We start from the raw sequence: 16,832 nt of genomic DNA on the forward strand, positions 1-16,832 counted from the left end.
GCGGATGCCCGAGGTCATCGGTCGATCCAGCTCGTGTAGCGGCCCTTGAGCATGTCACGACTGATGATCATCCGCTGGGTCTCGGTGGAGCCTTCACCGATCCTGCGGATCCGCAGTTCGCGGTACCAGCGTTCGAGCGGGAGGTCCTTCGAGACCCCGTATCCACCGTGGATCTGCATGGCGCGGTCGACCACTCGACCGGCCGCCTCTGTAGCGACGATCTTGGCGATCGCCACCTCGGTACGGAACGGCCGACCGCTGTCCGCGCGTTCGGCGGCGTCCAACGTGATGGCCGCCGCGGTCCGGAGATCGATCTCGTTGTCGACGAGCATCCACTGGATCCCCTCGTGGTCCGCGAGCTTCGAGCCGAAGACCGAACGGATGCCGGCGTACTCGACGGCCATGCGGTGCGCCATCATCGCCACTCCCAGACAGCCGGCGGCGTAGGGGATGCGGTTCTTGGTCAGCCGCTCGTTGGCCATCGCGAATCCCTGGCCGACCTCCCCAAGGACCGCACCGGCCGGCACTCGCACATCCTCGAACACCAGCTCGGTCGGGTAGTGACCTGAGCGTAGGGTGTGGATCACGCGTCGCACGGTGAATCCGGGGGTGTCCGCGTCCACGATGAAACACGTGATTCCGTCGCGCCCGGACTCCTGGTCGCCGGTACGCGCGAAGACCAGCCCGAAGTCGGCCGAGTCCGCGCCGCTGATGAACGTCTTGTTGCCGTTGATGATCCAGTCCGAGCCGTCGCGCTTCGCGCGGGTCTGGATCGCCCGGGCCGGGTCGCTTCCTCCGGACGGTTCGGTGAGCGCGAAGAAGGACCTCTTCTCACCCCGCAGGATCGGGAACAGGTAGCGTTCCTTCTGCTCGTCGGTCGCCTCGTACAGCTGTGCCATGTCGGGCTGGCCGAAGGCGCTGTAGCACGGCGAGTACAAACCGGCGCGATGCTGCGACATCTCGATGGCCAGCAGCGTTCGCGTCACAGTGTCCGCGCCGACTCCGCCCAGTTCCTCCGGGACGTCGAGGTTGTACAGCCCCATCTGCTTCGTCTTGGCGACGAGACCGGCTAGGACCGACGGGCTCAGTTCGCTCTCGTCAGGATCGAGGTCGAATTCCAGCGGGATGATCTCGGTGCGGACGAAACGCCGGACGTTCTCGATCAGAGTTCGCTGCGTCTCGGTGATGGCGAATCCCATGGTCGCTCCTCCAGTTCTAGTTCGATCGAATGCGTCCGGCCGGCGCGTCGACGCCTACCAAGTTCCGGGGAACCGCACCGAATTCGTTGACGAATACCTGAACGACCTCGCGGTAACGCGAGAGGTACGCATTGGTCCTCTCGTACCGGAACAACAGCCCCGATTGCTTGCCGCGCCACTCGTCGAGTGCCCCTCGGAGGCCGAACACACTGTTGCCGCCTGCGAAGTCGATGGCGATGACGCCGATTTCGTCGGCGATTTCGAAGACGCCGACGGAAGCGGGCACGAGTGCCACGTTCTCAGCCGTGAGCGGAGTCCAGGGCTTGGACATGGACACACTCATCTCGTCCCCACCGCCTCGCGGTACTGATCGGCGGCCGCGTGCCCCTCATGCAGAAGTGCCCGCGGAATTTCCACGAATCGTGAACGCACGTATTCACCCAGTCCTTTGGCCTGCGGATCGGGACGCGTCGTCGCGGCGACTCCGTCGCCGAGCAGACCACGCACGACGAAGTTGACGGCCCGCAGGTTGGGCAGCTCGTATCGCTCGACGACCAGCTCGGCGGCCTCGGTGAGCAGACCGCGCAACCGGTTTTCGTCGAGGTAGTTCCGCAACCACTCGAACGCCTCGTCCGTACGTGCCCAAAGGCCGATGTTGGCGTCGCCGCCCTTGTCTCCGGATCGCGCGCCGACCACCCAGCCCAGCGGTGCGAGGATGGTGTCGTCGTCCATCGCCTGCGGCACGCGCGGCGCGTCGCCGCGTGGCGCGTCCTGGCGCACGGTGGGGGGGCGAGGCACCGGCAGTCGCCGTCCGTCCTGGAAGACGATCTCGGGGCTGAGGACGTCGACCGGCACGAGCGTCGGCCAGTAGACCCCGTAGGCGCTGGCCGACCGTTCGGCCCGCTCGAGGTACATGCCGGGGTAGCTGGAGAGGCCGAACTCCGCGACGGCGTTGAAGAAGCGGCGCCCCACCTTGTGCTCGTCGGAGTCCTTCACCGTGATCCGGAGGCGGGCCTCGGCCTGGACGTTCTCCGGCGCGTCGAAGACATCGGTGCGCAGCAGCCGGATGTCGGTCTCCGCGAACGTGTCCGGCCCGCCGAGTCCGTCGATGACGAGAGAGCGGACGGCCTGGTCGGCTTTGGCTTCGATGTCCAGCCCGGTGAGGATGAACGTCGCGCTGTTGCGGTAGCCACCGTGATAGTTGAGGCAGACCTTGGCGGTGTCGGGCGCGGGAAGGCCGCGAACGCCGCTGACCCGCACGCGGTCGGTCCCGTCGCCGGACAGGTTGATGGTATCGAATCGAGCGACGACGTCCGGGTTGAGATAGTCCGGCGCGCCGATCTCGTAGAGAACCTGCGCGGTGACCGTCTCGGCCGTCACCGCGCCACCCGTGCCCGCATGTTTGGTGATCACGAACGAGCCGTCCGCCGCGATCTCGGCAATCGGGTAGCCCGGCCGTTCTCTGTTCGGCAACTCGGAGAAGAAGGAGAAGTTGCCGCCGGTGGCTTGGGGACCGCATTCGAGAATGTGCCCGGCGGCGACGGCGCCGGCCAGCCGGTCCCAGTCGTCGAGCTGCCAGTCGAACGCCCAGGCCGCCGGCCCGACCACCAGCGAGGCATCGGTCACCCGAGGACACACCACGATGTCGGCGCCGGCGCGCAGTGCCTCGGTGATGCCCCAGCCGCCCAGGTAGACATTGGCGGTCACGGGCTCGACGTCAGCCTCGGCGAGGCTCTTCCCGGAGCTGAGGTGCGCCAGGGGGTGACCCTGCTGCTGGAGCTCCGGAATGCGGTCGAGGAGGTCGTCGCCTTCGATGTGGGCGATGCTGGGATGGAGTCCGAGTCGCGTGGCCAGGCGTCCGAGTTCGATCGCGAGCCCGCCGGGATTGAGCCCCCCGGCGTTGGTGACGATCTTGATGTTGCGGTCTAGGCAGGTGCCGAGCACCTGTTCCATCTGCGCCAGGAACGTCGTCGCGTAACCACCAGCCGGGTCGCGCCGCCGGGCCTTCCACAGGATCAACATGGTCAGCTCGGCGAGGTAGTCGCCGGTCAGGACGTCGAGTGGGCCGCCCTCGACCATCTCACGGGCCGCAGCGAAACGGTCTCCGTAGTATCCCGAGCAGTTTCCGATCCGGAGGATGTCGCGTGTTGCCGACATGTTCACCTCGTTCTGTTCATTCATTGTCACAGCGGCAATGCGATCGTGGCGGTCGCGATGGCGCACACCGTGTTGTCGGATTCCCGGGTCTCGGTGACGTTGAGGTGGACAAGCCCATGGCCTTCTTCGACTTGCTCGACACCCGTGACCTCACCGGCACAGACGAGAACATCGCCAGGAACCGCATAACGTCGGACCGACACCTCCAGCCTGGTCAGCCGTCCGCTCGCGCCCATCCACTCCGTGCACAACGTCACCAGGAAGGCACCGTGCAGATGAGACTGGACGAGGACGTCCGGATAACCCTCGTGCGCGGCGTAGTCGGGATCGAAGTGGATGCGATGGGTGTTCCAGGTCACCGCGCTGTACCTGAAAAGCTGCAGCCTGGTCGGAGCATGGCGCATTTCCGGCAACCGGTCACCGACGTGGACGGCGCCGAACCGGAGATCTCGGCTGGTCGCAGTGGTCGAGCTGCTCATCGGAGCAAAACCTTCCGTGTCGAGGTCACCAAGGGGAGTCCGTCGTCGTCGACGAATTCATGCCGGTAGCGAACGACGATGAATTGGCCGTTGCGCCCGTGCAGCAGCTCGGCGTCGATCATCGTGGATCGCTCCACAACGGTCGTACCGGCCGTGATGGGTGCGTGGAACTCCATGTCCTCACCGCCGCCCATCACCCGTACGCCGCTGGTGGGGATGCCCTCCAGTTGCAGCGTTTTCGGTGTGCCGTCGGTGCGGAGATCATCAGCGGCGGGGCCTTCATCCCAACAGGTGATCGCCGTCACCAGGTTGGGCGGCGCCACGATGTCCGCGTATCCGCGGCTGCGGGCGAATTCGGGATCGAAGTACAAGGGGTTCGACTCGCCGATGGCGCGGGCGTAGCGCCGGATCATCAGGGCGGTGATCGGCCCGAGCGAGTGGGTGGTTTCGGAGCCGATCTTGATCCGGATCGACTCGAGCAGCGTCTCGTCAACGGGCATGGATTCTCCTAGACAACGTTCTCGTCACGCAGTTGCCGGACTTCGGCGGCGTCCAGGCCGAGCCGCTGTCCCAGGACCTCCTCGGTGTGCTCACCGAGGACGGGCGCCGCTTCGGTCGGCACCGCTGCCGAAGCCGCGAGGCGCAGCGGACTGCCGAAGACGTACGACGGCCGGCCCCCCGCATCGCTCACCGGCCGGATCATGCCATCGACGCCGACGAGCGGCCCGGACATGACGTCGGACAGGCTGAGCACGGCCGCACAAGGCACCCCGGCTGCCTGCAACCGGTCCACCACGTCGTCACGAGTGAGCTCCGCGGTCCACATCGCGACGATCTCGTCGAGCTTGTCCATCTGCGCCACGCGAGCAGGTGGTGACGCGAACGCGGGGTCGTCGGCGAGATCCTCACGATCCATCAGGCGGCACAGCGCCTGCCAGTGTCCGTCGGCCATGCACAGGATCGCCACCCAGCCGTCCGCCGTCGGATAGACGTTGTAGGGACAGACCGCCAAACCCCCGTGCCTGTTCCCGGTTCGCTCGGGAAGCGTCCCGCCGCTGTCGAGGTAACCGGCGATGCTGGAGGTCAGCGACGGGATGACGGCGTCCTGCATCGCGACCTCGACATGCTGGCCTCGTCCGGTCACCGTACGCTGATAGAGCGCTGCGGCGATCGCCCCCATCAAGTGCGTGCCACCGAAGAAGTCGGCGACCGCGGGCCCCGCCTTGGTCGGCGGCTGGTCGGGCTGTCCGGTCGTCGCCATCACTCCGGTCACGGCCTGGATGGTCAGATCCATGGCTCGCTGCCCGGCTTGTGGCGTGGAGGCACCATATCCCCGTCCGGATGCGAGGATGATCCGCTCGTTGGCCTGCGTCAGAACGTCGTAACCGAGGGACAGCCGCTGCAAAGTGCCAGGAGCGAAGTTCTCCACGACCACGTCAGCCTGCGCGACCAGGCGCAGGAACAGTTCCCGCCCACGGGGATTCTTCAGATCCAGCCGCAGGCTCTTCTTTCCGCCGTTGAGCAGGCCGAACGCGGCCGTCTGCTGCTCGCCGACGACGCGCCACCGCACGGGCTCGCCGCCGAACGGCTCGATCTTGATGATCTCCGCACCGAGTTGCCCCAGCAGCATGGTGCAGTAGGGACCGTTGTACACCTGGCTGAGGTCGAGTACGACGATGCCATCGAAAGCCCGCGGTTCCGTCAAGGCAGATCCTTTCTCCGGGAGGGGACGGTGCGAACGGCGCAACAGAGCGTCCCCCGGTTGAGCTGTACCGGCGCCCCGGGCTGGAGGAAAAAACATACTCCTGCGTAGTTCGTTATGAAAGGGTGGTCCAGGGCCGGGATCGACGAGAGGCAGACCGCGACGGGCTCGCACGATCTATGAGGAATCGTTCGCGCGGCGGCTGGGCCGCGCGGTCGGGCCAGCTGAAGATCGGCTTCCTACCGTCGGAGCGCGGCCAGTTCACGGAAAGCGAGGACAGCCGGATCGCGGTCGTCTCTGGAACCGCGACGGAAGGTGTCCGCTTTGGGCGCCGACGGCGCTTCACCGAGCTCGCGGCTCCAGTCGATCACACAAATGCGTCGCAGAATCCGCCAGACACCGTCACGCTTCTCGAGCCTGTCGACATACCGACCGCCGAACAAGCCGAGGGGCGCGACCGACCCGGAGCCGTCGAGGTCTTCCATGTAACAGAGGAAGTAGGCCTCGGAAACGGCAGCCCCGGCCCGAACCTCGATGAGGACGTTCCCGATGAGGTGCTGCCTGACGCCCTGTCCAGACGGGTGCTTTCGAAGTTTCGCCGTGAATTCCTCGACGGTCCCACTGGCATAGCCGTGGTCATCGTAGGCTCCCGGGTGATAGCAGGCCTCGACCATGTCAACGTCGCCGCGATCAACGCCATGTGCATACTGCAGGACGACTCGGGTGATGTCCCGTTCATCCAGCAGGAGTTGCAGGAGCTCGGAAACAGGCACTTCGTCAAAGGCGGTGTGGCCATCGAGGGCCCGCCGTTCTGTCACGGCAGATCCTTTCTCAGGAAGGGAAAGTGCTGATCGCGAACCAGCGCGTCCCCGTGGTGCTGAACACGTTTCCCACGCGCTGGGCGTACGGCGGTTTCGCCGGCGCCACAGTCAGTCCGTCCACCGGTTCCATCGGGTGATGGTCTCGACGGGGGGCCGTTTGGCGGGTTTGAACTCGTCACCGATCGTGTAGGCGACGGGAAGCAGGGCGACGGGTGTCATCGTGTCGGGCAGCCGCAGGACCTCGGTGTATCGCCGTTCGTCGTCGCCCACGAACGGCGTTGTCAGCACCGAGCCCATACGGCGGGACCGCAGCGCGAGTTGCAGGTTCCAGATCGCCGGGAAGATCGAGCCGTAGAACGCGGCGGGATGTGTCGCGTTGGGTTCGTCGAGCCGTCCCTGGACGCACGGCACGATGAGCACCGGGACCTGCGCCAGGACCGTGGCCAGATACCGGGCGCTGTCGTAGACGCGCCTGGTCTGTGGATCCTTGATGTGCGGATACCGCCGGTCGATGACCGCCAGGGTCTGGCGCGCGTAGATGTCTGCCACGTTCGCGCGCACCTCGGGGTCGTCCACGACCAACCAGCGCCACGCCTGCTTGTTGCCGCCTGTGGGCGCCTGCACCGCAAGACGAAGGCATTCGAGGATCACGTCGCGCTCGACCGGCCGCTCGAGATCGAGCCGACGGCGTACGGCGCGGGTCGTGGAAAGGAGTTGATCTGTTGCCGCGATGTCCATCAGGTCTCCCCTGGGCAAATCATTGACACGGCCCGGCTCGTTCGCGCTTCGTTCGTCCCTGTCGACGTAACGCACGTAAGTGCAGAGTCTGCCCCTCGGTGCCGTACTCGGCGACGCCGGGGTGGGGTGTTGTCATGCGTTCACCTGGGTGTCGGTGTGCTTGCCGGTCTTCTTGTCGCCCTTGGCGAGGAACTCGGCGACGCGGGCTTTGATGTCGTCGGTGCCGAAGGATTCGTATTCGGCGGCGAGGGCGAAGTTGAGCACGCTGTTCGCCGAGTCGAGCAGGTGCATGTTGAGAGCGCGCTTGGTGTCGCGCACCGACTGAGCCGGTAGTGCGGCGAAGCGGCGCGCGATCGTCTTCGCGGTCTGCATCACCTCATCTGTGGGTACCACCCGGTTGCACAGCCCGAGCCGCACGGCTTCGGAGGCCGGGATCCGGTCACCGAGCAGAAGGAATTCCTTGGCGGTGAGCAGGCTGGTCAGCCACGGCCAGGTGACCGCGCCACCATCGCCGGCGACCAATCCGATGCTCACATGCGGGTCGCTCATGAACGCGTCCTCGGCCATGACCACGAAGTCGGACATGGTGGCCAGGCTGCAGCCCAGCCCGACCGCCGGGCCGTTCACCGCCGCGACCACCGGCAGCTCACACGACATCATCGCCCGAGCCAGCCGCTCGCCTTCCCGGATGTCGCGACGCCGCGCCACCAGGTCATGGTGATTGCGGATGAAGTTCGGCACATGACCACCGGCACTGAACACCCGACCGGCACCGGTGAGCACCACCGCACGCGCGTCCTCGTCGTCGACCAGCAGATCCCACACCCGCCGCATCGCGACATGCAGCGTGTCATCGAACGAGTTGAGCTCATCGGGCCGGTTCATCGTGACGATCCGCAAGGGCCCGTCCACCTCCACCAGCAAGCCGGGCGCCAAACCCGAGTAATCCATCCGGAGCCTCCTCCACACTTGACCCCCCGCCGCACAGTGCAACGAGATCCGTCACCGAACTGCAACAACCTACGTGGTAGTATGCAGACGCACCGCCGCTTTGCCAAGCAGCGTTTTAGGAGACTCGAAAGTGGCAGACCTGGAATACACCGTTCAGGATGGGATCGGCACCATTCTGCTGAACCGGCCGCACCTTAAGAACGCGTTCACCCTCGACATGATCGATCAGTGGGGCGAGGCGCTGCGTTCGGCGCGAACGGACCCGGGCGTACGGGTCGTCGTCGTCACCGGTGCCGGTGACGCCTTCTGCTCCGGCATCGATCTTGACGCCTTCAACGCGGAGGCCAGTGGCCCCCTTGCGCTCAAGTCCCTGCTCACCGATCGCATCCATCGTGTCGCCCATGCCGTCGACGATCTGGACAAGCCCTTGATCGCGGCCGTGAACGGGGTCGCCGTCGGCGCCGGGATGGACATGGCGCTGATGTGCGACATCCGACTTCTGGCCCGGTCAGCCCGGCTGTCCGAGGGCTACATCCGGCTCGGGCTCGTGCCCGGAGACGGCGGCTGTTACTACCTGCCGCGGTTGGTCGGGATGGCCAAGGCACTCGAACTTCTGTGGACCGGGGACTTCGTGGACGCCGATGAGGCCTGTCGCATTGGCATCGCCGACCACGTTCACGCCGATGAAGACTTCGCGGAGGCGTGGCGACGTTACGCGCAAAGGCTCGCGGAACAACCGCCGATCAACGTGCAGATGATCAAGAGAGCGGCTTATCAATCCGCGCGCACCGACGTCCGGACCGCACTCGACCTGATCTCCTCGCACATGGCCGTGGTGCACAGCACACACGACTCCGCCGAGGCGATGGCCGCGTTCCGAGATCGTCGCGCCCCCGTGTTCGAGGGACGCTAGCCGGAAGCGAGTGGAACATGACTGCAGAAGCAACCTCGTCGGCCGTGCAGAGTCCGCTGATCGTCACTCGAGACGGCGCAACGGCCACCCTCACCCTGAACCGGCCCTCCCGCAAGAACGCCATCGACGATCAGGGCTGGCACCTGCTTCGCGATGTACTCGAGAACCTGGCCACTGACGACGCGGTCCGGGTCGTCATCGTGACCGGGGCCGACGGAAATTTCTGCGCGGGCGCCGACCTGGGGCGCCAGTCCCGCGACGAGCACCCCGTCTCGCGGATGCGCCGGGTCGGCAACATTGCGATCGCCTTGAGTGAACTGCCGAAGCCGGTGATCGCCAAGGTCGAAGGGGTCGCTGCGGGGGCCGGCTGGAACCTCGCGCTGGCCTGTGACTTCGTCGTCGCCTCGGCGTCCGCCCGGTTCTCACAGATCTTCGCCCGGCGTGGACTGTCGATCGACTTCGGCGGATCCTGGTTCTTGCCTCGGCTCGTCGGTCTCCAACAAGCCAAGCGATTGGCGATGCTCGCCGAGATGATCAGCGCCGAGGAGGCCCAGGAGCTCGGGCTGGTGACCTGGGTCAGACCGGAGGACGAGCTGGCCGGCTTCGTCACCGAGCTGGCCCGGCGGCTCGCGGCGCTCCCACCGGTCGCGCTTGCCCAGTCGAAGGCGCTGCTACAGCAGGGCACCACCCAGACGTTGCGTGAGGCGATCGACAACGAATCGCGCGCGCAGGCGGTGAACCTGGCCACCGAGGATGCTCCAGCCGCGTTCCGCGCCTTCCTTGAGAAGGCCGAACCGCCAGCCTACACCGGTCGCTGGGCATTGCGCTGAGCACTGACTGATGAGAGTGAGCCACAAGTGATGGATCTCTGGAGTCTCGAGCCCGTCGCGCTTCCGGCAGAGCTCGACGTCCTGCGGAGAGACGTGCGCGCGTTTCTGGCCAAAGAGCTGTCCTCAGGCCGGATCGCGGCGAATTGCGATCAATGGCTCGGGGGCTGGGATCACGCGTTCAGCCTGAGGTTGGGCGAGCGCGGCTGGATCGGCATGGCTTTCCCGGCACAGTACGGCGGGTCGGCCGCCGGCGCGTTGGCACGGTTCGTCGTCACCGAGGAACTCCTCGCGGCCGGAGCGCCGGTGGCCGCACACTGGATCGCCGACCGGCAGTCCGGGCCGGGATTGCTGAAGTTCGGGACCGAGGAGCAGAAACGGGCCTTCCTTCCCAGGATCGCTCGTGGTGAGTGCTTCTTCGCGGCCGGCATGAGCGAACCCGACACCGGCTCTGATCTGGCGTCGGTGCGTACCCGCGGCAGGCAGGTCAACGGCGGCTGGCGGCTCACTGGGACGAAGGTCTGGGTGAGTGGAGCGCATCGGGCGCACGCCATGATCGCCCTCGCCCGTACCGAGCCTCGGACAGCCAACCGACACGCCGGATTGACCCAGTTCATCATCGAGCTACCCGACCCCGATGTGCACATCCGACCGATCCGACTGCTCACCGGTGAGCACCACTTCAACGAGGTCGTCCTCGATGAAGTGTTCGTACCCAACGCCCGGGTGCTCGGGGAGCCCGGGTCGGGCTGGCACCAGGTCACCAGCGAGCTGGCGATGGAACGCAGTGGTCCGGAGCGGATCCTGTCGACCTTTCCCTTGCTGGCCGTTGCCGCGGACCACCTGGCCGAGAACGGCGAACGGTCGAGCGCGTCACGGGTCGGTGCGGTGGTCGGGCGATTGTGGGCGCTGCGCCAGTTGTCTCTCGCGGTCGCCGGCCGGCTCGAGGCCGGCGCCGCACCGGCCGTGGAGGCGGCGGCGGTCAAGGACCTCGGCACTCGGTTCGAGAGTGTCGTCATCGACACTGTCCGGCTGCTGAGCCAGGTCGTTCCGGACCTCGGCTCCAACCGGCCATTGCCTCGGATGCTGGCCGAATCGATCCTGCACAGTCCCGGATTCACCCTGCGGGGCGGGACCAATGAGATCTTGCGCGGCGTCGTCGCCAAGGAACTGGGGGTGCGATGAGCGAGATCATCGCGGCGCTCGTGGCCACCGTGCGCGAGGCGTCCGCCAAGCAGTGCGACATCGGCGCTGTGACGGCCTGCGCTGACGGTGGCTGGAACGCCGAGCTGTGGACAGCGTTGGAGCAGATCGGTGTCACCATGCTGTCGGTGCCGGAGGAACACGGTGGCGCCGGCGGAGACGTCGCTGCCGCCGTGGCCGTGCTGGAGGTGCTGGGTGAGTACTCAGCCGGCGTCCCGCTCGCCGAAACCGCGCTGCTCGCCGGTTGGCTCATCGCCGGCTGTGGTGCCACGGTGCCATCCGGTCCGATGACCGCTGCGGTCGCGAGCCCCGAGCTGCGGACCCGCCAGGAGGACACCGGCCTGTCCGTCCGGGGGACGGTCGCCCGCGTGCCCTGGGCCCGATACGCGCACCACGTGGCCGTCCTCGACAACGGCCGCGTGATTCTGCTGGGCCGCAGCGACTTCCTGCTGGAGCAAGGGACGAACCTGGCCGGCGAGCCCCGCGACGACCTGGCCATCAATGCCATAGTTCCCGCGTCCCGAGTCCACGAACCATCCGCGGACTCGGCGATCTCCGTGCAGGCGTTCTACGGTCGAGCCGCGCTCGCCCGTGCCGCACTCATGGCCGGCGCTGCCCGTCGGGCCCTGGAACTGGCCGTCGCCTACGCGGGTGAGCGTGAGCAGTTCGGCAGACCGATCGCGAAGTTCCAGGCTGTTCAACAGCATCTGGCCGCGATGGCCGGCGAGGTGTTGCTGTCCAAGATGGCTGTCGAAGCCGCGGCACTCGCTCTCGACACTCAGGGCGATGCGGACGTGGCGGTTGCCGCGGCCAAGCTCGTGGCCGGCCAGATGGCCGGCGTGGTCGCTTCGCTGGCGCACCAGATCCATGGCGCGATCGGATTCACTGAGGAGCATCCACTGCGGCACAGCACCACACGTTTGTGGGCTTGGCGGGACGAGTCGGGCAACGAAGACGAGTGGTCCGGGGTCCTCGGACAGCGTGTGGTGTCCGAGGGCACCGGCGGACTGTGGTCGTTGCTCACCGGGGCGCGCTGAGCAACGCCGTCACCTGCGGCAACACGATGAGCACGTCGGACGACCGGCGCGCGGAAATGGAGCAGACCGATGAGTGTGTCGTTCGAGTGCACAGGCGGGACCGCCGTCATCACGATCAACCGTCCGGAGAGCCGCAACGCCGTCAATCTCGAAGTGGCCCAGGGCATCGCGGCTGCGATCGACGAGTTCGAAGCACGCAAAGACCTCAGCGTCGCGATCCTGACCGGCGCGAGTGGCACCTTTTGCGCCGGCTTGGACCTCAAAGCCTTCACCCGCGGAGAGATCCCGATCATTCCGGCCCGGGGCTTCGGCGGTCTTACCGAGAAATTGCCGACCAAGCCGTTGATCGCGGCCGTCGAGGGATGGGCTCTCGCCGGCGGGTTCGAACTCGCGCTGGCCGCCGACCTGATCGTCGCCGCACGAGACGCGAAGTTCGGCCTGCCCGAGGTCAAACGAGGTCTGGTAGCGGGGGCGGGAGGTCTGCTGCGGTTGCCGAAGGTCCTCCCCTACCGGCTGGCCATGCAGCTCGCACTGACCGGAGAGACGCTGACGGCGGAGACAGCCCATGCACACGGGCTGGTCAACCTGCTCACCGAGCCTGGGGGCGCCCTGGCCGGAGCACGCGAACTCGCGGCGAAGGTGGCGGCCAACGGACCACTCGCCGTCCGCACCAGCAAGCAGATCGTCTCGATGTCGATCGACTACGCGAGTATCGAGGCGTTCGCCGCCCAACAGGCCCTGGTCGAGCCGGTGCTCGCCTCCGCCGACGCCCTGGAAGGCGCCCGGGCTTTCGCCGAGAAGCGAGCACCGGCCTGGACCGGCGAGTAGCAGGCACCAGGCCGGTGCTCGCGCACTGATTTCGTGTGTCGATGCCGCGCGCGGGACTGTTCGTCAGTGCGCCTGCGCACCCTCTGCCCGGCTTGCCTGCTCCTTCTGCTTGCGCCTGGGGCGGCGCTTAGCGCTCAGGACGGCCGCGCTCACCGCGGCGAGCAGCGCGACACCGCTGAACAGATCCGTCACCCACAATTGGTTGCCGCTGAGCTGCAGACCCTTCACACCGATGGCAAGCAGCACCAGCGCGATGACGGTGCCTCCGACGTTGAACCGACCTGGCTTGAGCTGGGTCGTGCCCAGGAAGCAGGCGGCGAAGCTCGGCAACAGATAGGCCGGGCCAAGCGTGGGAGCAACATTACCGATCTTCGCGGTGACGAGCACTCCGGCGATCGCGGCGAACAGGGAGGTGACCACGAACGAGCCCGCGATGTACCAGCCGGTCCGGACACCGGCCAGCCGGGATGCGTCCGGGTTCGCCCCCACCGCGAACGCACGGCGTCCGACGGGCGTGTGCTCAAGGACATACCACGCAAGGAGGCAGAGCACGACGGCGTACAGGACGACAATGGGGAGCCCAAGGATCTCGTAGTTCGAGAACTCCTGGAACCCGCTGGGCACCGGGCCGACGAACTGGTAGTTGGAGACCTGTCCGGTGACCGCGAGCAGCACCGAACTCGTGCCCAACGTGGCGATCAGACTGTCGATGCCGATCACCGCCACGAAGATCGCGTTGACCAGTCCGACGAGGAGTCCGACCAGCAGCGTCACCAGCACGGCCATGCCGGGATTCATGTTGTGGTGGACCATCAGAACGCTGCAGATCATGGCGCTCATGCCGAGATTCTGGGCCGCCGACAGGTCGAACTGGCCGACCGCCAGGGTCACCAGCAGCCCCAGCGCGAGAACCATCGTGACCGACTGGTCGCCGGCGATGCTGGTGAACGTCGCCTTCGTTAGGAACGTCTCCGGCAACTGGATGGAGAAGAAGACGATCAACGCCACGCACAGCAGCAATCCGCTGTACCGAGGCACCTGTACCCGGCCGGCGACCAGTTGCAGGAGCTGGGTCGCTCGCGACCTCCCGTCGCCGCCGCCGTCAGGCTGCGGACTCGACTCGGTGGTGATGTTCTGGGAGTCGAAGGTCATGAGTGCCACCCCTCCTGGGGATCGTCGGCGGAGTCGCGGATCGTCTCGCTCACGATTCGCGCGACCGATAGATCGCCCTTTTCCAGCACGGCGCGGACAGCGCCGTGGCGCATGATGAGCACCCGGTCACACACGGCGCACAGCTCTTCGGCATCAGATGACGACAGCACCACCGCCCGCCCTTGGGCAGCGATGTCGGCCAGCGCTTCATAAATCGACGCCTTCGCGCCGGCGTCGACTCCGCTGGTGGGCTCGTCCAAGAGAAGAATCCGGGCATCGACCCGCAACCAGCGCGCCAGTACCACCTTTTGCTGATTGCCGCCGCTCAGCAGGGCCAGTTGACGGTCGGGATCTGCCGGCACCACATCCAGGCGTTCGATCCACGGGCGGACCTCACGTCGCTCGAACCGTTGGCCGAGCCAGCGAGCGGGTCCGACGGCCGGAAGACGAGGCAGGGTGAGGTTCTCCCGCACGGTCCACTCGGGAATAGTGGAGAGCCGCTTTCGGTCGGCCGGGGCGTAGGCCAGCCCAGCGTTGATCGCCTCGTCAGGCCGGTTGGCCGGCACGGCGCGACCCCCGAGCCGCACTTCTCCACCGCTACGGCGGCGCGCACCGAAGGTCAGCCCGAGCGCCTGGTCGTACCCGGAGCCGATCAGACCACTGACGCCGACGATCTCACCGGCTCGAACATCCAGTGAGAAGTCGGTCACCTGGTCACCGGCCACCCCGGACGCACTCAGCAACACCTCCGAGTCCGGTGAAGGCAGAGGCGGGGAGAACTCGGTCGGCTTCCGGCCGATGATCAGTCGGACGAGCTCGTCAGCGTCATCGACGGTGTCGACCGGCTGAGTCGTGATTCGCCGTCCGTCCCGGAGCACCGTGACCCGGTCCCCGATCTGGAACACCTCGCGGAGGCGATGTGTCACGTAGAGAATCGCCGCACCACGGTCGCGGAGCTTACGCACCAGGTCAAACAATTGCTCGACCTGGTGCTGCGGCAACGACGCGGTGGGCTCGTCCAGCACCAGCAGGGCCGGTGCTCCGTCGGTCGCCGCCACCGCCCGCACGATGGCCACCATCGTCTGTTGCCCCGGCGTGGCCTCGGCCAGCGGGCGGCCGGGGTCGAGGTCCACCTCGAACTCGGACAGCAGCCGGGCCGCCGCGCGGCGTTCACGGCGGCCCGACAACCACCAGCGACCGGCGTACCGATTGCCCAGCGCCAGATTGTCCACGACGTCCAGCTCGGCCACCAACCCGAGATCTTGGTGGATGAAGGCCACCGCCCGCTCAGGCGTCGCGGTGCTGCCGAGCGTCATCGGAGCCCCGTTCAGGGTGACCGTTGCCCCGGGATCCGCCGAGTGATAGCCCGCGAGGATCTTGATCAGCGTCGACTTCCCGGAACCGTTCTGCCCCAGCAGGCAGTGCACCTCCCCCGCCCGCAACTCCAGGTCAACGTCGTCCAGCGCCTTCTGGGCAGGAAACGTCTTGGAGAGCGAGCCGATGCTCAGGACGACGGGCGGTGCCGGGGAACTCGCCGCACTCATCCCACGTGCCAAGCCGCGTAGTACGTCTGCGCGTAGTCCGGCGGCTCGGGCTTGTCGCTGGTCTGGGTCACGTTGCTCTTGATGTAGATCTGCTGCCATCCGGGGGCGTCGGCCCGATCGCCCAGTGGCACATCCATCATCAGTCGGATCAACTGGTCGACGGCGCGGTAGCCGGCAGCGGCGAGTTCCAGCCCGATCGAGGCCCACTGGGTCCCGGCCTGGATCGCCTTGAGGGAGGCCGCGTCGGCGGCGCGGCTGAGGATCTTGACCTTGCCGGCCAGTCCCGCGGACCGAAGTGCCGCGTCCAGCCCTGCGGTGTAGTCGACGACCGCCAGGGCGACGTACTCGGTGTCCGGGTTGGCTTGGAGATAGCTGACGATCTGGCTCGGGACCGTCTTGCCGATGTTGGCATTCGAGACATCCAGGATGTCGGCCGAGCCCCCGGCCCCCTCCAGCACCTTCTTGTAGGCGTCCTTGATCGGCCCCCAGGAACCGACGAAGGAGGGATCCCAGACGAACACCGACTTCGCCGGGCCGTTCGCCTCCGCCACCACCGCCTGGCCCATCAACGTCCCGGTCAGCGCGGCGTCCTTCTGCCCGAACACGACTGCCTGGACCGGACCGTTCGGCATCAGGGCGTCACCGAGCGGGGAGATCGACGTGATCTTCGTTCCGGCGGCCTGAAGCTTGGCCAGTTGCGACCGAATCGAGGAATCCGGCACGGCCGCGATGTAGGCGAGGGCGTCCGGTGGGTCCGCGGCCACCTGGTCCATCACCGAGACGAAGCCCTGCGGCGTGCTGTTGGACTGCAGCGTCGTGACCGTCCAGCCCAGCTTGCGCGCCGCCTCCTCGGCACCTTCGGAGAGGGTGACGCACACCGGAATCGAGCACGTGATGACCACCAACCGCTTGCCGCTGGGCGCCGGCGACGGGAGTGCCGGGACCGGGGCCGCGGGCTGCCGCTTGGTGTATTCGGCGTACGCCGCGCGCGCATCGGCGATCACGGCTTTCTCGGAGGATGAAACGGTGCCGCTGACCGCTTCAGCGTTCCTCCCGTCGACGCTGCCACAAGCGGCCAACACGAGGCAGAGCATGCCAGCGGCGAGCGTGGCAACAGGGACACTGAGCTTTGTTTGCATTGCATCTCTTTTCGGCTCGTCGCGCGATCTCCGCCCGGGACGTGTTTCCGCGACGTTCCACCCACACATCTCACCCGGGCGGGCGTGGGCCTTGAACTCGGTGCGTTCCGCACTTCAGTGGAGTGGTGTACGTCACCAAAAA

The 16,832-nt window shown here is 66.8% G+C and carries 17 protein-coding genes; 5 read left to right on the plus strand and 12 right to left on the minus strand.

The genetic code is table 11. The annotated features are described in order from the left end of the window. Window positions 1-14: 14 nt before the first annotated feature. The 9 genes from Ssi02_RS22845 to Ssi02_RS22885 all read right to left on the minus strand — a co-directional run bounded on the left by Ssi02_RS22845 (window position 15) and on the right by Ssi02_RS22885 (window position 8,047). Entirely contained in the window at window positions 15-1,199 is a 1,185-nt protein-coding gene (locus Ssi02_RS22845; protein WP_204028936.1) for an acyl-CoA dehydrogenase family protein, read from the minus strand. A 16-nt stretch (window positions 1,200-1,215) separates the two neighbouring features. Then, the gene (locus tag Ssi02_RS22850; protein WP_204028938.1) at window positions 1,216-1,530 is read right to left on the minus strand and encodes a DUF7508 domain-containing protein; all 315 of its coding nucleotides are present in this window, start codon (window positions 1,528-1,530) and stop codon (window positions 1,216-1,218) included. Window positions 1,531-1,538: 8 nt separating this feature from the next. Further along, on the minus strand, window positions 1,539-3,356 hold the full coding sequence (locus Ssi02_RS22855; RefSeq protein ID WP_204028940.1) for an acyclic terpene utilization AtuA family protein: 1,818 nt from the start codon (window positions 3,354-3,356) through the stop codon (window positions 1,539-1,541). A gap of 26 nt (window positions 3,357-3,382) precedes the next feature. Then, on the minus strand, window positions 3,383-3,835 hold the full coding sequence (locus Ssi02_RS22860; protein ID WP_204028941.1) for a MaoC/PaaZ C-terminal domain-containing protein: 453 nt from the start codon (window positions 3,833-3,835) through the stop codon (window positions 3,383-3,385). Then, window positions 3,832-4,335, minus strand: a complete 504-nt coding sequence (locus tag Ssi02_RS22865) for an FAS1-like dehydratase domain-containing protein (RefSeq protein ID WP_204028942.1) — start codon at window positions 4,333-4,335, stop codon at window positions 3,832-3,834. Before Ssi02_RS22865 ends, Ssi02_RS22860 begins: the two co-directional genes overlap by 4 nt. An 8-nt stretch (window positions 4,336-4,343) precedes the next feature. Further along, the gene (locus tag Ssi02_RS22870; protein WP_204028943.1) at window positions 4,344-5,540 is read right to left on the minus strand and encodes a CaiB/BaiF CoA transferase family protein; all 1,197 of its coding nucleotides are present in this window, start codon (window positions 5,538-5,540) and stop codon (window positions 4,344-4,346) included. 236 nt (window positions 5,541-5,776) lie between these two features. Next, window positions 5,777-6,355 carry a nuclear transport factor 2 family protein gene (locus tag Ssi02_RS39880; RefSeq protein ID WP_204028945.1) on the minus strand — a complete coding sequence of 193 codons (579 nt, stop codon included), beginning with the start codon at window positions 6,353-6,355 and terminating at the stop codon, window positions 5,777-5,779. Between the two features lie 111 nt (window positions 6,356-6,466). After that, window positions 6,467-7,096, minus strand: a complete 630-nt coding sequence (locus tag Ssi02_RS22880; protein WP_204028947.1) for a nitroreductase family protein — start codon at window positions 7,094-7,096, stop codon at window positions 6,467-6,469. A gap of 132 nt (window positions 7,097-7,228) precedes the next feature. Beyond that, on the minus strand, window positions 7,229-8,047 hold the full coding sequence (locus Ssi02_RS22885) for an enoyl-CoA hydratase/isomerase family protein (protein WP_204028949.1): 819 nt from the start codon (window positions 8,045-8,047) through the stop codon (window positions 7,229-7,231). Between the two features lie 130 nt (window positions 8,048-8,177). On the opposite strand from Ssi02_RS22885, the gene Ssi02_RS22890 reads away from it, so the two are divergent. From Ssi02_RS22890 to Ssi02_RS22910, 5 genes are all read left to right on the plus strand, one after another. Further along, window positions 8,178-8,960 (plus strand): enoyl-CoA hydratase/isomerase family protein, encoded by a 783-nt coding sequence (locus tag Ssi02_RS22890; RefSeq protein ID WP_204028951.1) that lies wholly within the window; start codon window positions 8,178-8,180, stop codon window positions 8,958-8,960. Window positions 8,961-8,977: 17 nt separating this feature from the next. Further along, window positions 8,978-9,790, plus strand: coding sequence for an enoyl-CoA hydratase/isomerase family protein (locus Ssi02_RS22895; RefSeq protein ID WP_204028953.1), 813 nt, complete (start codon window positions 8,978-8,980; stop codon window positions 9,788-9,790). A 30-nt stretch (window positions 9,791-9,820) separates the two neighbouring features. Next, a complete protein-coding gene (locus Ssi02_RS22900; RefSeq protein ID WP_204028957.1) occupies window positions 9,821-10,972 on the plus strand; it encodes an acyl-CoA dehydrogenase family protein in 1,152 nt (383 codons plus the stop codon). Continuing rightward, on the plus strand, window positions 10,969-12,027 hold the full coding sequence (locus tag Ssi02_RS22905) for an acyl-CoA dehydrogenase family protein (protein WP_204028966.1): 1,059 nt from the start codon (window positions 10,969-10,971) through the stop codon (window positions 12,025-12,027). The genes Ssi02_RS22900 and Ssi02_RS22905 overlap by 4 nt, the downstream gene beginning before the upstream one ends. Window positions 12,028-12,096: 69 nt before the next feature. Continuing rightward, the gene (locus Ssi02_RS22910; protein WP_204028976.1) at window positions 12,097-12,855 is read left to right on the plus strand and encodes a crotonase/enoyl-CoA hydratase family protein; all 759 of its coding nucleotides are present in this window, start codon (window positions 12,097-12,099) and stop codon (window positions 12,853-12,855) included. Window positions 12,856-12,918: 63 nt separating this feature from the next. Here the strand turns inward: Ssi02_RS22910 and Ssi02_RS22915 are convergent, their stop codons facing one another. Genes Ssi02_RS22915 through Ssi02_RS22925 form a run of 3 tightly spaced genes read right to left on the minus strand, consistent with a single transcriptional unit; the run spans window position 12,919 to window position 16,690 of the window. Further along, on the minus strand, window positions 12,919-14,007 hold the full coding sequence (locus Ssi02_RS22915) for an ABC transporter permease (RefSeq protein ID WP_204028983.1): 1,089 nt from the start codon (window positions 14,005-14,007) through the stop codon (window positions 12,919-12,921). Continuing rightward, the gene (locus tag Ssi02_RS22920) at window positions 14,004-15,551 is read right to left on the minus strand and encodes a sugar ABC transporter ATP-binding protein (RefSeq protein ID WP_204028986.1); all 1,548 of its coding nucleotides are present in this window, start codon (window positions 15,549-15,551) and stop codon (window positions 14,004-14,006) included. Before Ssi02_RS22920 ends, Ssi02_RS22915 begins: the two co-directional genes overlap by 4 nt. After that, window positions 15,548-16,690 carry a sugar ABC transporter substrate-binding protein gene (locus tag Ssi02_RS22925; RefSeq protein WP_204029001.1) on the minus strand — a complete coding sequence of 381 codons (1,143 nt, stop codon included), beginning with the start codon at window positions 16,688-16,690 and terminating at the stop codon, window positions 15,548-15,550. The genes Ssi02_RS22920 and Ssi02_RS22925 overlap by 4 nt, the downstream gene beginning before the upstream one ends. Window positions 16,691-16,832 lie beyond the last annotated feature (142 nt).

Source organism: Sinosporangium siamense (genome assembly GCF_016863435.1).
Lineage (GTDB): Bacteria > Actinomycetota > Actinomycetes > Streptosporangiales > Streptosporangiaceae > Sinosporangium > Sinosporangium siamense.

Coding starts and splice junctions, on each gene's coding strand:
- Ssi02_RS22915 (WP_204028983.1), bottom strand. CDS start 14,007: ATGACCTTCGACTCCCAGAACATCACCACCGAGTCGAGTCCGCAGCCT.
- Ssi02_RS22885 (WP_204028949.1), bottom strand. CDS start 8,047: ATGGATTACTCGGGTTTGGCGCCCGGCTTGCTGGTGGAGGTGGACGGG.
- Ssi02_RS22860 (WP_204028941.1), bottom strand. CDS start 3,835: ATGAGCAGCTCGACCACTGCGACCAGCCGAGATCTCCGGTTCGGCGCC.
- Ssi02_RS22850 (WP_204028938.1), bottom strand. CDS start 1,530: ATGTCCAAGCCCTGGACTCCGCTCACGGCTGAGAACGTGGCACTCGTG.
- Ssi02_RS22845 (WP_204028936.1), bottom strand. CDS start 1,199: ATGGGATTCGCCATCACCGAGACGCAGCGAACTCTGATCGAGAACGTC.
- Ssi02_RS22865 (WP_204028942.1), bottom strand. CDS start 4,335: ATGCCCGTTGACGAGACGCTGCTCGAGTCGATCCGGATCAAGATCGGC.
- Ssi02_RS22910 (WP_204028976.1), top strand. CDS start 12,097: ATGAGTGTGTCGTTCGAGTGCACAGGCGGGACCGCCGTCATCACGATC.
- Ssi02_RS22855 (WP_204028940.1), bottom strand. CDS start 3,356: ATGTCGGCAACACGCGACATCCTCCGGATCGGAAACTGCTCGGGATAC.
- Ssi02_RS22900 (WP_204028957.1), top strand. CDS start 9,821: ATGGATCTCTGGAGTCTCGAGCCCGTCGCGCTTCCGGCAGAGCTCGAC.
- Ssi02_RS22920 (WP_204028986.1), bottom strand. CDS start 15,551: ATGAGTGCGGCGAGTTCCCCGGCACCGCCCGTCGTCCTGAGCATCGGC.
- Ssi02_RS22925 (WP_204029001.1), bottom strand. CDS start 16,690: ATGCAAACAAAGCTCAGTGTCCCTGTTGCCACGCTCGCCGCTGGCATG.
- Ssi02_RS22880 (WP_204028947.1), bottom strand. CDS start 7,096: ATGGACATCGCGGCAACAGATCAACTCCTTTCCACGACCCGCGCCGTA.
- Ssi02_RS22895 (WP_204028953.1), top strand. CDS start 8,978: ATGACTGCAGAAGCAACCTCGTCGGCCGTGCAGAGTCCGCTGATCGTC.
- Ssi02_RS22905 (WP_204028966.1), top strand. CDS start 10,969: ATGAGCGAGATCATCGCGGCGCTCGTGGCCACCGTGCGCGAGGCGTCC.